Consider the following 14357-nt stretch of genomic DNA (forward strand, 5'->3'; position numbering starts at 1 on the left):
GCAGCGCGAACGCGCTGCGAACCGGGGCCCAGAGGCCACAAGCGAAGTCGCGGATGCGAAACTGGGTCCCGGCTCTGCGGCGCATCGCTTGCGCGAGGCGCCTTGTCCGGGACACGAGAGCGACGTTCGAGAGAGCTAATTCCCCGTCGTCCTGAAGCGCAGCGGCTTCGGGCCGATCAGCGTCAGCACGTCGCCCTGGCGCTTCCAGGTCTCGACGCTGCCGAGGGCTGCGACGAGCTCGTCGTCGGCCTGTGCTCTCGCCGGCGGACAGTTGCGGTCCTGGATCTGGCCGGGGACGAAGATCACGGTGTTGCCGGCGACCGAGAACTGGCCCTTGCCGCCCTTGCACCAGAGCTCCAGCACGACCTCGCCATTGTCGCCGATCTCGATGTTGGGAATCCGCTTCGAGCCTGCCTGCGGCGACGCTTCCAGCGTCATCTCGGTGCCGAAGGGAAACCCCTCCTCCGCACGCGCGAGCGTGGACATCGCGAGCATTGCAACCGCCGCACACAGCAAGCGCAGAAGCGAAACCATGAGACCTCTCGACCGACCTGATTTGCGGCACCTTCTATAGGACCGCCGTGCCGTTGAGAAGGTTCGTGGCAGGTGCAAAAAATCCCCGCGGGGGACGAACCTCGCGGGGATTATTGGACCCGGCGCAGTCCGCTACTTCAGGACGAGCGCCGTGAACGGCCAGACATAGGCCTGCAACGTCACGAGCACGCCGACGAGGCACGCCAGCACGATCGAGTGCCAGAACACGAAGCGCAGGATGGTTCCCTCATGGCCGTACCAATTGGTAGCGGTGGAGGCGACCACGATCGACTGCGCGTCGATCATCTTGCCCATCACGCCGCCGGAGGAGTTCGCCGCGCCCATCAGGATCGGCGACAGGCCGAGCTGCTCGGAGGTGATCTTCTGCAGGTTGCCGAATAGCACGTTGGAGGCGGTGTCCGATCCGGTCAGCGCCACGCCCAGCCAGCCGAGCAGCGTGCCGAAGAAGGGATAGAGCACGCCGGTGGCGGCGAACGCCAAGCCAAGCGTGGCGTCGACGCCGGACAGGCGCGTCAAGGTGCCGATCGCGAGCATCGCCGAGATCGTGATCAGCGAGATCGCGCAGAGCCGAATGGTGCGGCCATACTGCGTCACGAGCTTGCCCGGACCGACGCCCATCAGGAGGCCGGAGATGATGGCCGCAATCAGCATGCCCGTGCCGGTGAAGGACAGGTAGGTGAAGGCGAACACCGCGCTCTCCTTGGTCGGCCCTGGCGCAACCGGCGGCATCTTGTTGATCATCTGGTGCAGCTCGGGAACGGGATAGTTCCAGACGAAGATCGAGTTCGCCCAGGCCTTGAAGGCGCCGTTGCCCCAAACCAGCATCACGACGCAGACGATGATCCACGGCAGCAGCGCGCTCCAGAGCTCCGCTTGCGTCAGCGGGGTTTTGTCGAGCGGCTTCGCCGGCGTCATGGTCGCCGCCGATTCATCGTGTCCACGCAGCTCCGGCGACAGCCAGAGCTGCCTCGGGTGCCATACCTTCAGGAACAGGATCAGCGCCCCCATCGAGATCAGCGACGCGCCGATGTCGACGATCCAGGGATTGATGTGGTTCGAGATCACGTATTGCGGGATCGCGAACGACACGCCGGTGACGAGGATCGCCGGCCAGACGTCCTTCATGCCCCGCCAGCCCGCGAACGCCCACACCACCCAGAACGGCACGATCAGCGAGAAGAACGGCAATTGCCGTCCGACCATGGCGCCCAGGATGTAAGGATCGAGGCCGGTGACCGAGGCGAGGCCCTGGATCGGCGTGCCCAGCGCGCCATAAGCGACCGGCGCGGTGTTCGCGATCAGCGACAGGCCGGAGGCCGCGAGCGGCGAGAAGCCGAGCCCGATCAGCACCGCGCCCGTGATCGCGACCGGCGTGCCGAAGCCCGAGGCGCCCTCGAAGAACGCCCCGAACGAGAACGCGATCAGCAGCAATTGCAGCCGCCGGTCCTCGGTGACGCCGCCGACCGCGCGCTTGAGCAGCTCGAAGCGCCCGGTGGCCACCGTGACCTGGTAGAGGAAGATGACGTTGAGGACGATCCAGCCGATCGGGAAGAACCCGGTGACGATGCCCAGCACCGAAGCGCGGATCGACATGTTCGCCGGCATGGTGAAGACGAAGATCGTGATCAGGTTGGTCACGATCACGGCGATGACGGCTGCGATATGCGCTTGGACGCGGCCGCTCGCGATCAGCACCAGCAGCGTGACGACGGGCACCGCCGCCGCGATCGTGGACAGCACCGGGCTGTGCAGCGGATCATAGATTTGATTCCACATGGCCTTCCTCACCCACGCATGTTTGCGGCAGGCGGCCCGCGTGGATGAGCCGGTCCTGCTTGACGCTGGAAGCGATAACCCCCGCGTTGGACGTGAATTCCTCGCGAAGGCAGCGGTTCCCGGCCGCTCACAAGGTCGCGAAGTCCCGGAGCACCCTACCCCGCGCCATCGCACCCCATGCTAGGGTTGCGGGCTGCGACAAGCCAACGCAAATTGCAGACCTTGCGACTTTAGTCTAAGTGCGCCCATTTCCGCCGTTGCCTCAAGTCGTTGGCTCCGGGCATTTGTGCACATCCCCCGAGGAGACCCTGCTCTGTGAAGAATATCAGCGCCACGCTCGCGATCGTCTGGCGAATCGCCGCCCCCTATTTCCGATCCGAGGACAAATGGGCCGGCCGCGGCCTGCTCGCGGCCGTGGTCGCGATGGAGCTGGCGCTGGTCGCGATCGACGTGCTGGTGAACCAGTGGCAGAACCGGTTCTACAGCGCGCTCCAGAACAGCGACTGGGACGCGTTCGTCACGCAGATCTGGATCTTCGTCGCGCTGGCCTCGACCTATATCGCGCTGGCGGTCTACAAGCTGTACCTGAACCAATGGCTCCAGATCCGCTGGCGGCAATGGCTGACGCGACATTATCTCGGCGAGTGGCTGGCGGGCTCGACGCATTATCGCATGCAGCTCAAGGGCGATGCGGCCGACAACCCGGACCAGCGCATCACCGAGGACGTCAAGAACTTCGTCGAGCAGACGCTGACCATCGGGCTCGGCCTGCTATCGTCGATCGTGACGCTGTTCTCCTTCGTCATCATCCTTTGGGGCCTTTCCAACGCCGCACCGCTGCGCCTGTTCGGCACCGATGTCATGATCCCCGGCTATCTGTGCTGGGGCGCGCTGATCTACGCGATCTTCGGCACCGCGCTGACGCACTGGATCGGCTCGCCGCTGGTCAATCTCAATTTCGAGCAGCAGCGCTATGAAGCCGACTTCCGCTTCAACCTCGTCCGCGTGCGCGAGAATTCCGAGCAGATCGCGCTGCTCAGGGGCGAAGGCGCCGAACGTGCCCGCCTGCTGGATCGCTTCGGCTTCGTGATCGCCAATTGGTACGGCATCATGAGCCGGACCAAACGCCTCACCGCGTTCACGGCCAGCTACCAGCAGGCCGCCGTGCTCTTTCCCTACGTGCTGGTGGCGCCGGCCTTCTTCGCCAAGAAGATCCAGCTCGGCGACATGATGCAGACCGCATCCGCCTTCTCCAGCGTCCAAGGCGCGCTGTCGTTCTTCGTCACGGCCTACCGGTCGCTGGCGGAATGGCGCTCGATCGTTGCACGTCTCGACGGCTTCGAGATGTCGGTCGCCTCGGCCGTCAATTTGCCGGCGCATGAGCCTGCGATCGCGCTGGAGGTCGCCGGCCGCCAGGTCGACCTCGCGCAGCTCTGCGTGAACCTGCCCAACGGCACGCCGCTGGTGGCCGCCAAGGCCTTCACGGTTCAGGCCTCGGAGCGCGTGCTGGTGACCGGACCGTCCGGCTCCGGCAAGTCCACGCTGTTCCGGGCCATCGCCGGCATCTGGCCGTTCGGCACCGGCACGGTCGTCGTCCCGGAGAAGGCAAAGCTGATGATGCTGCCGCAGCGGCCCTATTTCCCGGTCGGCGTGCTGCGGGATGCTGTAGTCTATCCGGCAGCGTCCGGTGCGTTCGACACCGCGCAGATCCGCGACGCCCTGATCGCAGTCGGGCTGCCCGATCTCGCCGAGCGGCTCGCGGAGGACGGCCACTGGAACCGGATGCTTTCGCTCGGCGAGCAGCAGCGTCTCGGGCTTGCGCGCGCGCTGCTGCATGCGCCGGACTATCTGTTCCTGGACGAGGCCACCGCCTCGCTCGACGAGCCGTCGGAAGCCCGGCTCTACCGGCTGCTGACGGAGAAGCTGCCGCAGGCCACCATCGTCTCGATCGGCCACCGCTCGACGCTCGACGCCTTCCACACCCGCAAGGTGACGCTGGTGAAGGACGGAGCGATCCACGTCGTCGGCGGCGAGCGGGCTGCGGCGGAGCCGAGCGCCGCTCGCTGAGGCACAAAGGGCGCGGCGCCCACCTCCTCTCATGTCCCGGACAAGCCGCAACGCCCTTGAGCGTTGAGGCGCAGAGCCGGGACCCACGGTGCCAAGGATGGACCCAAGGATGGGCCCCGGCTCTGCAGCGCACCGCTGAAGGAGCGTTGCCATAGCGCGTCGAAGACGCGCGTAAACGCGCTTATGGCGTCCGGGGCACAGAACGAGACGCGGCTCACATCCATAAATCAATACTGCAACCGCAATCACGGAGTGTGAGGCGTCAGCGCCAGCAGCCCCACACTTCGCGCTCTCGCCCAGCGGTGGAACACCTTCCCATCCGCCCCCCAAAAGCAAAAGGGCGGCAGGTTGCCCTGCCGCCCTCGCGAAGTCGTTTCAGGAAGAAACTTACTTCAGATTGGTCGCCGCCGTCAGGTCGAACGAGAGCTTGGCGATACCGGCCGCGCCGCACCAGTTGGAGCCGACGCCGCTCGGATTGATCGGCGTCAGGAAGGTGCCGCTCGAAGCGGTGATGTTGCCGCGCGCCGAATAGTCGCTGGTGAAGGCGTTGCAGTCGCCCTTCGACAGGTCGGTGTCGGAGTAGCGCAGGTCGAGGGTCATGATCTTGTAGGTGAAGCCGATGCCGATGTTCCAGGTGTTGTAGTCGGCGTACTTGATGCCGTTCGGGAACGCAAAGGTACCATAGAAGCTGTCGGACGTGCCGAGCCACTGCCGGCCGAACTCACCCGACACATACATGCCGACGCCGCTCGAGCCGAAAATCGTGCTGGGAGCAGTAAATTTGCCCACGATCGAGGTGTAGTTGCCCCAAGCTCCCGAGTTCAGGAAGCTCGGCGTGTAGTATTCATTGAGGCCGAACGACCAGTTGTCGTTCACCGTATAGGTGAACTTGCCGTAGACTTCGAAGAAGCTCAGATCCTTCTTGATCACGTTGGTGTTGAGCAGGGCCTTCTCGGCACACTCTGCACCCTGGAAGTTACCGGCGAAATCGATCGCAGGCGCGCCATAATAGCAGGTGCCACCCGGATAGAGATAACCCCAGACACCGATGTCGAAGGCGAAGGCGCCGAAGGTCGGGCGGATACCGCCGTAGACGTCGATCTCGGCCGCCGCGCGGTTCGGGAAGGAGATGCTCTCACCCGCGACGCCGAAATAGAGCTGGAGGTCCTTGGTGACGTTGTAACGGGGCTCGATATAGGCCGCGACCGAGGGCTTGTGGTTCGACTGGGTGATGCCGCGGAAGATGTAGTCGCTCATGATCGCGCCGCCGAAGGCGATATCCCACGGATCGAAGGCCGGCGGCGGCGGGGCTTTCAGTGCCTTTACGCGCAAATCCGCTGCGAAGGCGGAACCCGTCGTCACCATTGCCAGCGCCGTTGCCAACAAAGCCACTTTTTTCATTTCGATCCCCATTTACCCGTTCTTACTTGCCAGCCGGATCCCGGAAGCCCCCCGGAACGTGCGACCTGTCTGCAAAATTGCGTTACTGCGACAATCTGGAGCGAGGCTAGCGAACGGTGAAGCAAAAAGCGCGGGCATCTGCCGACTTTTTAGGCGTTTTGACGGTTTCACGAAAGGTTATCAGCCTGTGTGGCTTCTCGATCACATTATTTGCCCTCCAAAGGGCACAGCAGACCCGTGTAAGCCCGGGGACCACCCGGCGGCGTGACATCTGCGCTTACGAATCAAGGCTGGGGTGGACACCGCGGCCGAGGCCGGCTTGCGGCGATGCAAAAAGGCCGCAGCACCGGGATGCCGCGGCCTTCTTGTTACAGTCCAAGCTGCAGTCGCAAGTTACAGTCCGAAGTGACAGTCCGCAGGCGATGAAAGGTCGCCTTCCTACCCCTGTCCCTCGGCCGGCGCCGCTTCCGCAGAAGACGAAGGCATCGCCCAGCTTGTCTCGGCGGGCGCCGGAGTCTCCGCCGGTGCCGACGGCTTCGGAGCAGGCGCTGCCTTCGCCTTCTTCGGTGCCGCCTTCTTCGCGGCCTTCTTCGGAGCAGCCTTCTTGGCCGCCGCCTTCTTTGCTGTCTTCTTGGCAGCCTTCTTCGGGGCGGCCTTCTTGGCAGATTTCTTCGCGGTCTTCTTGGCTGCCTTCTTCTTCGTCGTCTTCTTCGCGGTCTTCTTCGCCGCTACGGCCTTTTTGGCCTTCTTGGCCTTCTTGCTTTTCTTCTTCTTCGCTTTCGCCATCGTGGTCCTCCTGTTGCCGCCGAACAATGGTCGATCGGGCGTCTTCAGTCGTCACCTCGGGAGGACAGTTCAGGCTCCTGAAAGCTCAAACCTGCGCGTTCAGTGCCGGCCGCGCCCCGCCCGTCGCCCAATCGAGAAGCTCAATCGTGTGTACGACCGGAACTGACGTGCCACTGGCAATCTGCACCATGCAGCCGATATTGCCCGCGGCAATCATGTCCGGCTTGACGCTCGCGATGTTGGCGACCTTGCGATCACGCAACCGGCCCGCAAGCTCGGGCTGGAGAATGTTGTAAGTCCCCGCCGAACCGCAACACAAATGGCTCTCGGGCACATCTTTCACCACGAATCCATTCTTGGAAAGCAATTCTTTCGGAAGGCCTGTGATTTTCTGTCCATGCTGCAACGAACACGCGGAGTGATAGGCGACGACGATGTCGTCCGCTCTCGCCGCCGTCGCAAGCTCGAGGCCGGCGACGTATTCGGTGATGTCCTTGGCGAGCGCCGACACCTTCGCCGCATCGGCCGCGAACGCTGTGTCCTCGCGCAGGAGATAGCCGTAATCCTTGATCACCGTGCCGCAGCCGGAGGTCGTCACCAGGATGGCATCGAGCCCCTCGCCGGCCATTTCCTTCCGCCACGCCGCGACGTTGGCGCGAGCCCGCGCCAGCGCATCCTGGTCGTTGCCGAGGTGATGGGTCAGCGCGCCACAGCACTGCTCGTCCCGGACCAGGACAACCTCGATGCCATGGCGGGTCAGGAGACTGATGGCGGCCTGGTTGATGCGGGGCGCCAGCACCTGCTGGGCGCAGCCCTGGAGCAGCGCCACGCGTCCGCGCTTCTTGCCGAGCGCTGCGAACACGCTGCCGGCGGCAGGCCCTGCGGGCGGCAGCCGGTTCGGCGCCAGCGCCAGCATCGCCTTGATCCGCTGGATCAAGCCGGGCGTCGCCGAAGGCCGGGGCGTCGGCAGCAAGACCCCCAGCGGACGGGCGAGCCGCGCCAGCCACATGCTGATGCGAAAGCGCTGCGGGTCCGGCAGGACGAAGGCCAGCACCTGGCGCAACAACCGCTCGGCCAGCGGCCGCCGATAGCGCTGCTCGATCCGGACCCGGGCCTGGTCGACGAGGTGCATGTAGTTGACGCCCGAGGGGCAGGTCGTCATGCAGGCAAGGCACGACAGGCAACGGTCGATATGCTTGACCACGTCGGCGGTCGGCGCCTGGTCCTTCTCCAGCATCTCCTTGATCAGATAGATGCGGCCGCGGGGGCTATCGAGCTCGTCGCCGAGCAGCACATAGGTCGGGCAGGTTGCGGTGCAGAAGCCGCAATGGACGCAGGCGCGCAGGATCTTGTCGGCTTCCGCGATATCGGGGTCGGCGAGCTGCGCCAGTGAGAATTCGGTCTTCATCGGCCAGCGCTCCGCGTGAGCCGTCCCCGGTTGAGAATGGTCTTCGGATCGAAGCTGGCGCGCACCCGCTCGCTGAGTGCCGCAATACCCGGTGCTTGCGGATGGAACACATCGACGTCGCGCCTGACATCATCAGTCGCCCGGATCAGCGTGGCATGTCCACCGACCGCGTTCGCGCGCGTGCGCACGAGCGCGGCATGCGCGTCCGACTTCGGCGGGAGCGCCGCCCAGATCAGACCGCCGCCCCAATCGTAGATCACATCGCCGCCCGTCTCGCGCGCCAGCTGCGTGCCGAGCGTCGCGCCCGAGGCCGGCGGGCAGACGATGCGCCAGACCGGCCAGGCGCCGAGCGCACCGCTGGCCGCGAACGGCAGCACGTCGCGAATCGCGGTCCACAACGCCGCGGATGCCACGTCCTCGATCAGCGTCGCGGCTCCAAACGGCGCCAGCAATTCGCGCAGCGAGCCGGCGCGGTGCGCGGCAGACGCGGTGATGCCTTCGAGCCGCAGCACCGTCAGCGCCTCGCCCTCCCCCGCGAGATCGCCCAGGCCCTCGGTCTTGGCCCGGAGCGCCGATTTCGGCAGATGCGCGGCGGCCGAGACGTCGAAGGGCGAGCCGAGCGCCGCGGTCATGGCCTTGTTGGCGGCGGCATCATCTAACCCGCGCAGCAGCAGCGTCCGCTCGGCCTCGGGCTTGGGCATCACCTTCAGCGTGACCTCGGTCATCACCGACAACGTGCCCCAGGACCCCGCCAACAGCTTGCAGAGGTCGTAACCGGTGACGTTCTTCACCACCTTGCCGCCGGTCTTGAAGCTGTCGCCGAAGCCGGAGACCGCATGCGCGCCCAGCAGGTGATCGCGCGCCCCGCCCGCCCTGATCCGCCGCGGCCCGGCGAGCCCGGCCGCGATCATGCCGCCGATGGTGCCTGACAACGGCGTGCCGAGCAGCGGCGCGGTATCCATCGGCTCGAAGGCGAATTGCTGGTTCTTGGCATCGATCAGCGCCAGCACGTCGGCGAGCGGCGCCCCGGCCTGGAGCGTGATGATGAGCTCGTTCGGCTCGTAGGAGGTGACGGCATTGAGCGCGGAGACATCGAGCACGGCATTGGTCGCCATCGTATGGCCAATGCTGCGCTTACCGCCATGGCCGATGATCTCGAGCGGCTGCTCATTGGCAATCGCCGCGCGCACCACCTCTTCGACGTCTTTGGCGTCTCTGACCTTGAGCGTATCCACGGGAAAAGGCGGTAGCGAAATTCGCGCAGGAAATCAATTCGACGCGTGACGGAACGCTGGGCGATATGCGCCCTACGATCTTCATCGAGCCATCGTGGAACGGTGCCGCTGCTGGCGAAGCGCGAGCGGGCGCAGTACGCGCTGCTGTGAGTGATCTTCTTCCTTCTCGCATGCAAGTCAGGGGCGCTCGCCTTTGAGATGTGGACTGTGGGCATCGACTTTCTCCACAGCGTCATGGCCGGGCTTGTCCCGGCCATCCACGCCCTTCCACGCAGCAAAAGAACGTGGAGGCCCGGGACAAGCCCGGGCATGACGACCTCTGCAAAATTCAACTGCGATTGCCCTGCTTTGCCGAGGAAGTGCACCGTCACTGCCGACTAAAACCGCGGCAAATCCGGGAACGCCAGCTTGCCCGCGTGCACGTGCATGCGGCCGAGCTCGGCACAGCGGTGCAGGGTCGGAAATACTTTCCCGGGATTGAGCAGGCCCTGCGCGTCGAAGGCGCATTTCAGGCGCTGCTGCTGGTTGAGGTCGATCTCGCTGAACATGTCGGGCATCAGGTCGCGCTTCTCGATGCCGACGCCGTGCTCGCCGGTGAGCACGCCGCCGAACTCGACGCAGGCGCGCAGGATGTCGGCACCAAAAGCCTCGGCGCGCTCGATCTCGCCGGGTTTGTTGGCATCGTAGAGGATCAAGGGGTGCAGATTGCCGTCACCGGCGTGGAACACGTTGGCGCAGCCGAGCTGGTACTTTTCCGAGAGCTCGCGGATGCGGGCGAGCGCCTTCGGCAGCGCGCCGCGCGGGATCGTGCCGTCCATGCAGAGATAATCGGGCGAGATGCGGCCCACCGCGGGGAACGCTGCCTTGCGGCCGGCCCAGAACAGGTTGCGCTCGGCCTCGGAATTGGAAATCTGCAGCGTCACCGAGCCGCAGCCTCGTGCGATGGTCTCCACCCGCGAGATCAGCTCGTCGACCTCGATCTTGGGCCCATCGAGCTCGATGATGAGCAGCGCTTCCACATCGAGCGGATAGCCGGCATGCACGAAGGCCTCCGCGGCGTGAATCGCGGGCTTGTCCATCATCTCCATGCCGCCGGGAATGATGCCGGCGCCGATGATGCGGGCCACGCATTCGCCGGCCGCCTCGACTTGCGCAAAACCCACCATCAGCGCACGCGCCGTCTCCGGCTTCTGCAGGATGCGCACCGTGATCTCGGTGATGACGCCGAGCAGGCCTTCGGAACCGGTGATGACGCCCATCAGGTCATAGCCGGGATTCTCGCACCCCTTGCCGCCGATGCGCAGGATCTCGCCGCTCATCAGCACGATCTCGCAGCCGAGCACGTTGTTGGTGGTCATGCCGTATTTCAGGCAGTGCACGCCGCCGGAATTCTCCGCCACGTTGCCGCCGATCGAGCAGGCGATCTGCGAGGACGGATCGGGTGCGTAATAGAAGCCGGCATGGGCGACCGCCTGGCTGATCGCGAGATTGGTGACGCCGGGCTCGGTGACGACGACGCGGTTGTCGAAATCGATCTCGCGGATGCGCTTGAACTTGCCGAGGCCGAGCAGCACGCCGTCCTCGAGCGGCAGCGCGCCGCCGGACAGCGAGGTGCCGGAGCCGCGCGGTACCACTTTGATGTTCTGCGCAGCACAATATTTCAGGATGAGCGAGACCTGCTCGGTCGTATCCGGCAGCACCACGACCATGGGCGGCTGCCGATAGGCGGTCAGCCCGTCGGATTCATAGGCCCGCATCTCGGCGAGGCTGTCGATCACGCCTTCGCCCGGCACGATGGCGCGCAAGGCGGCGACGATTTCGCTGCGACGCGTCAGCACGGCCTGGTCGCTTGCGGGCATCATGATGGCCATTTTAAGAAGCCCTCGTCCGACGGATGGAATTGTCTCGGCAAATCAATCATGTCTTGCCGTCTTTGGGTAGGTCCTCCGAAGGTCCCATTGCTTTGTTGCAGCGCAAGTTCTCTCTGGGGCAAGTCTGCTAGCAGGAAACCTGTCAAGGTTTCGCGGCTTGTCCACTTGCATCGGACCTGCCAAAACCACGACCCTCCATCTGACCCGGGAAGAGACGAAGAGCACACTTATGACAAAACTGACTTTGGGCGCGCTGACGATCCTCACCGTCATTGCCACCGCACCCGCCGCGATGGCGCAGGATGTCGCGGCCGGCAAGACATCGTTCAACAAGTGCCTGGCCTGCCACGCGATCGGCGAAGGCGCCAAGAACAAGGTCGGCCCCGAGCTCAACGGCCTCAACGGCCGCAAGTCGGGCACGGTTGAGGGCTATAGCTACTCGGACGCGAACAAGAATTCCGGCATCACCTGGGACGAGGCCACGTTCAAGGAGTACATCAAGGACCCCAAGGCCAAGATCCCCGGCACCAAGATGGCGTTCGCCGGCATCAAGAACGAGACCGAGATTAACAATCTCTGGGCCTTCCTTGCCCAATACGACAAGGACGGGAAGATCAAGCAGTAAGCGGGCAAAGGCGGCCGAGCTTCGGTTCTGATTGGATCAGAACCGAAGCTCCTCTTTGTTATTTTGACGCGCTTTCTTCACGCGAACCGGTTTCCACTTCGCTCGAAAACGCTTTAGTCGGCGGCCGCCTGCGCCGGGGCGATGTGTCCTATCATCGTCTCGATCTCCGCCTTCACGAGATCCGGCACGGCGTTCTGCACCATGTGGCCGAGATCGGGCAGCACGATCAGCTTTGCATTCGACACCGCCGCGGCGAACGGGCGCGCGTGGATGCTGGTTCTCACCGTCTTGTCGGGCTCGCCGGCGATGATCGTGACCGGCGCATTGATCTCGCCATAGCGCGCGACTTGCGCGGCAACCGACTCCTTCAGCGTCACCAGATCATAGGCATTGGCGATGAACTCGCGTGGGCGCAGCAGGAGCGGCGTCGCCGAGTCCTGCACGAAACCGTCCGGCATCGTCTGCGGCAGGAACACGTTGCGGGCCCCGGCTTCGGTGACGAAATAGCCGAGCGGCAGCGTGATCGTGTAGGCGAGCAGCGGGCCGATCACGGGCGTTGCGATCAGTTCATTGTAGCGCCCGACGCCGCCGCGCCAGGGATGGGTGACGGGCGCGAGCATCACGAGGCCGGCAACGCGGTGCGGATGATCGAGCGCGATCCGAGCGCCGAGGGCGCCGCTCCAGGAATGCACCACGAAGACCGCGCGATCGATCCCGAGCTTGCCAAGCGCCTCGTCGATCATGCGCGCCTGAATCTGCGGCGTGCAATCCTGGCGGCTTGCGCGCGTGCTCCAGCCATGGCCGGGGCGGTCGATCAGAATCACGCGGTGATCGCTGGCGAGGAGATCGCCAAGCGGCCGTCGCATCGCTTCGAGATTGGAGCTCGCACCGTGCAGCATCACGATCGGCAGGCCAGCCTCGCGCGGGCCGAGATCGACGACATGAAGCGTCGCGCCGTCGACCTCGATCATGCGGCCCTGCGGCGGAAAGGCGCGCTGCACGGCGACGATTCCGGCCTGCGTGAGCAGCGCCAGCAGAACCAGCGCCGTCACGACTGACATCACGACCATGGAGAGAATCCGGGTGATCCTGGGCACGGGGCAGTTACGGGTCTGCTCGGGCGGCAGTTTCGCCGCCGGCAGTCAGCGCTTCCACTGAAAATGCAAGGGCTGTGGATATGTGCATAATTGGCGATCGAGAAAACTCAACGAAATCAGGGCTGTTCTAATCGGCACGCAAGCTTCGGACCGGCTTCATGCAGGCGTCATCGCGGCTTCCATATAATCGCCATGGTCGGTTCCGCCATCTAGGCGCGGATGGGCGCCGATCCTCCTCGCAGCTTCAGGAGATGCGGGAAAGACCGGCAGGATTTGTCCTGGTTTGAACCGGAGAATTTTCGATGAGCTTCAGATCGAACGACACTGCAATCGACGAAATCGTCGCGAGCTGCAACGGCGACCTGCGCGGTGCCGTGCGGGCGCTGCTCCTGATCAACGAGCATCTCGAGGCGGAGCTTGCCAAGGCTTACGCCGCGGCCGCCGACCGCGGCTTGGTCGAGCGCGGCGGCAGCGTCCTGCATTGAGCGCGAGCTAGTTCGTCCCGTCCTCTTCCTTTTCCTGCTCGGGCGTGACCGGGGGACAGACGCGGATCGTCGACCGGGCAAGCTTGGCATCGGCCCTGGACTTGTAGGGACCGTCGCCGAACCAGATGTCGCCGATGATGACCGGATTGCTGGTCACGATGGCGCATTTGCCGGTGGCGCGGTTGCCGACCACCCAGAACAGTCCATCGGCGGCGCTCACCGTTCCCGACGCGAGCAGCAATACAGCCGCGACCACCAAACGCTTCATGGCTTTCGCTCCTGCCATGCAGGTAGGCCTGCAACAGGCCCGGCAATAGTCCTTGCAACGCCTCGGCTCGGATCGTGGTTAATCCGAGCCGGCCGCGATCGCTCGAGAAATCATCGAGTTATAGCTAGATGTCGCGGCCTTCGATCTTCTCGGTCAGCGCCTTGACCTGATCGGGGATCTTTTCCAGGTGCGGATTGACGGCGAGCGCCTTGCGATAGGCCTCGAGCGCACGCCTCTCGTCCCCGACCTCCTGCATGATCATGCCGAGGCCGGCGAGCGCGCCGAAATGGCGCGGCTCGCGGATCAGCACTTGCTGGATGTCCGCGAGCGAGCGGCCATAGTCGTTCTGCATGTAATAGAGCGTCGCCCGCCGGTTCCAGGCCTCGATGTAATCGGGCCTGAGCTTGATGACGGAATCCAGCAGCTTGATCGCGACGTCGATCTTCTTCGCATCGACCGCGGTCTTGGCGCGCGACATCAGGAGCGCGGCGGTGTCGCTCGGGGTCTGCAGCCAGATCGCCCAGATCCGCGCCTCGACATGCTTGGCGCTGGCCTCGTCGGGCGCCGCCTTCAGCGCGCCGAACAGGAAATCGAGATTTTTGCCGCGGTCGACCTTCGGCAGCTTTGACGGCGCCTCGGGGAGCTTCTTCTGCTTGCCGGGCGGCTCGACCTGCTGGGCCAGGGCGGCCGGAGCAAGGCCGATGGTTCCCAGCACGAGGGCCAGGCACAGGGTGCGCGCGAAACGGAATCTCACTGCCATGGTGAAAGTCTAAACGCGCAAAG

13 protein-coding genes are annotated in these 14357 nt (G+C 64.6%); 3 read left to right on the forward strand and 10 right to left on the reverse strand.

Features of this window, described 5'->3' with window-relative positions:
- Nucleotides 1-135: 135 nt before the first annotated feature.
- Nucleotides 136-534 (reverse strand): META domain-containing protein, encoded by a 399-nt coding sequence (locus tag N2604_RS36425; protein WP_260372745.1) that lies wholly within the window; start codon nt 532-534, stop codon nt 136-138.
- 132 nt (nt 535-666) lie between these two features.
- Nucleotides 667-2331 carry an L-lactate permease gene (locus tag N2604_RS36430; protein ID WP_260372746.1) on the reverse strand — a complete coding sequence of 555 codons (1665 nt, stop codon included), beginning with the start codon at nt 2329-2331 and terminating at the stop codon, nt 667-669.
- Nucleotides 2332-2646: 315 nt separating this feature from the next.
- Here N2604_RS36430 and N2604_RS36435 point away from each other — a divergent pair, with 315 nt between their 5' ends.
- Nucleotides 2647-4398, forward strand: a complete 1752-nt coding sequence (locus tag N2604_RS36435) for an ABC transporter ATP-binding protein/permease (RefSeq protein WP_260372747.1) — start codon at nt 2647-2649, stop codon at nt 4396-4398.
- A 387-nt stretch (nt 4399-4785) separates the two neighbouring features.
- Here N2604_RS36435 and N2604_RS36440 read toward each other — a convergent pair whose 3' ends face one another.
- From N2604_RS36440 to N2604_RS36460, 5 genes are all read right to left on the reverse strand, one after another.
- Nucleotides 4786-5799, reverse strand: coding sequence for a TorF family putative porin (locus tag N2604_RS36440; RefSeq protein WP_260372748.1), 1014 nt, complete (start codon nt 5797-5799; stop codon nt 4786-4788).
- 438 nt (nt 5800-6237) lie between these two features.
- Nucleotides 6238-6585, reverse strand: coding sequence for a histone (locus N2604_RS36445; RefSeq protein ID WP_260372749.1), 348 nt, complete (start codon nt 6583-6585; stop codon nt 6238-6240).
- A gap of 85 nt (nt 6586-6670) precedes the next feature.
- Nucleotides 6671-7993: a glycolate oxidase subunit GlcF gene (gene glcF / locus N2604_RS36450; protein ID WP_260372750.1), complete on the reverse strand. Its 1323-nt coding sequence runs from the start codon at nt 7991-7993 to the stop codon at nt 6671-6673.
- Entirely contained in the window at nt 7990-9228 is a 1239-nt protein-coding gene (locus tag N2604_RS36455; protein ID WP_260372751.1) for an FAD-binding protein, read from the reverse strand. Before N2604_RS36455 ends, glcF begins: the two co-directional genes overlap by 4 nt.
- A 377-nt stretch (nt 9229-9605) precedes the next feature.
- Nucleotides 9606-11099, reverse strand: a complete 1494-nt coding sequence (locus N2604_RS36460; RefSeq protein ID WP_260372752.1) for an FAD-linked oxidase C-terminal domain-containing protein — start codon at nt 11097-11099, stop codon at nt 9606-9608.
- Between the two features lie 229 nt (nt 11100-11328).
- On the opposite strand from N2604_RS36460, the gene cycA reads away from it, so the two are divergent.
- Complete coding sequence (gene cycA, locus N2604_RS36465) at nt 11329-11724, forward strand: cytochrome c-550 CycA (protein ID WP_260372753.1); 396 nt, start codon at nt 11329-11331, stop codon at nt 11722-11724.
- Between the two features lie 113 nt (nt 11725-11837).
- Here the strand turns inward: cycA and N2604_RS36470 are convergent, their stop codons facing one another.
- The gene (locus N2604_RS36470; RefSeq protein ID WP_260372754.1) at nt 11838-12794 is read right to left on the reverse strand and encodes an alpha/beta fold hydrolase; all 957 of its coding nucleotides are present in this window, start codon (nt 12792-12794) and stop codon (nt 11838-11840) included.
- A gap of 329 nt (nt 12795-13123) precedes the next feature.
- On the opposite strand from N2604_RS36470, the gene N2604_RS36475 reads away from it, so the two are divergent.
- On the forward strand, nt 13124-13306 hold the full coding sequence (locus N2604_RS36475) for a hypothetical protein (protein ID WP_135166086.1): 183 nt from the start codon (nt 13124-13126) through the stop codon (nt 13304-13306).
- A gap of 7 nt (nt 13307-13313) precedes the next feature.
- Here the strand turns inward: N2604_RS36475 and N2604_RS36480 are convergent, their stop codons facing one another.
- Together N2604_RS36480 and N2604_RS36485 are read right to left on the reverse strand one after the other, a co-directional pair.
- Complete coding sequence (locus N2604_RS36480; RefSeq protein WP_260372755.1) at nt 13314-13574, reverse strand: hypothetical protein; 261 nt, start codon at nt 13572-13574, stop codon at nt 13314-13316.
- A gap of 124 nt (nt 13575-13698) precedes the next feature.
- The gene (locus tag N2604_RS36485) at nt 13699-14334 is read right to left on the reverse strand and encodes a tetratricopeptide repeat protein (RefSeq protein WP_260372756.1); all 636 of its coding nucleotides are present in this window, start codon (nt 14332-14334) and stop codon (nt 13699-13701) included.
- Nucleotides 14335-14357 lie beyond the last annotated feature (23 nt).

The organism is Bradyrhizobium sp. CB1015 (assembly GCF_025200925.1).
Lineage (GTDB): Bacteria > Pseudomonadota > Alphaproteobacteria > Rhizobiales > Xanthobacteraceae > Bradyrhizobium.

What these genes read in the sequence shown, in the direction of transcription:
- N2604_RS36485 (WP_260372756.1), bottom strand. Translation starts at nt 14,334, where the DNA reads ATGGCAGTGAGATTCCGTTTCGCGCGCACCCTGTGCCTGGCCCTCGTG.
- N2604_RS36440 (WP_260372748.1), bottom strand. Translation starts at nt 5,799, where the DNA reads ATGAAAAAAGTGGCTTTGTTGGCAACGGCGCTGGCAATGGTGACGACG.
- cycA (WP_260372753.1), top strand. Translation starts at nt 11,329, where the DNA reads ATGACAAAACTGACTTTGGGCGCGCTGACGATCCTCACCGTCATTGCC.
- N2604_RS36425 (WP_260372745.1), bottom strand. Translation starts at nt 534, where the DNA reads ATGGTTTCGCTTCTGCGCTTGCTGTGTGCGGCGGTTGCAATGCTCGCG.
- N2604_RS36480 (WP_260372755.1), bottom strand. Translation starts at nt 13,574, where the DNA reads ATGAAGCGTTTGGTGGTCGCGGCTGTATTGCTGCTCGCGTCGGGAACG.
- N2604_RS36460 (WP_260372752.1), bottom strand. Translation starts at nt 11,099, where the DNA reads ATGGCCATCATGATGCCCGCAAGCGACCAGGCCGTGCTGACGCGTCGC.
- N2604_RS36470 (WP_260372754.1), bottom strand. Translation starts at nt 12,794, where the DNA reads ATGGTCGTGATGTCAGTCGTGACGGCGCTGGTTCTGCTGGCGCTGCTC.
- N2604_RS36430 (WP_260372746.1), bottom strand. Translation starts at nt 2,331, where the DNA reads ATGTGGAATCAAATCTATGATCCGCTGCACAGCCCGGTGCTGTCCACG.
- N2604_RS36475 (WP_135166086.1), top strand. Translation starts at nt 13,124, where the DNA reads ATGAGCTTCAGATCGAACGACACTGCAATCGACGAAATCGTCGCGAGC.
- glcF (WP_260372750.1), bottom strand. Translation starts at nt 7,993, where the DNA reads ATGAAGACCGAATTCTCACTGGCGCAGCTCGCCGACCCCGATATCGCG.
- N2604_RS36445 (WP_260372749.1), bottom strand. Translation starts at nt 6,585, where the DNA reads ATGGCGAAAGCGAAGAAGAAGAAAAGCAAGAAGGCCAAGAAGGCCAAA.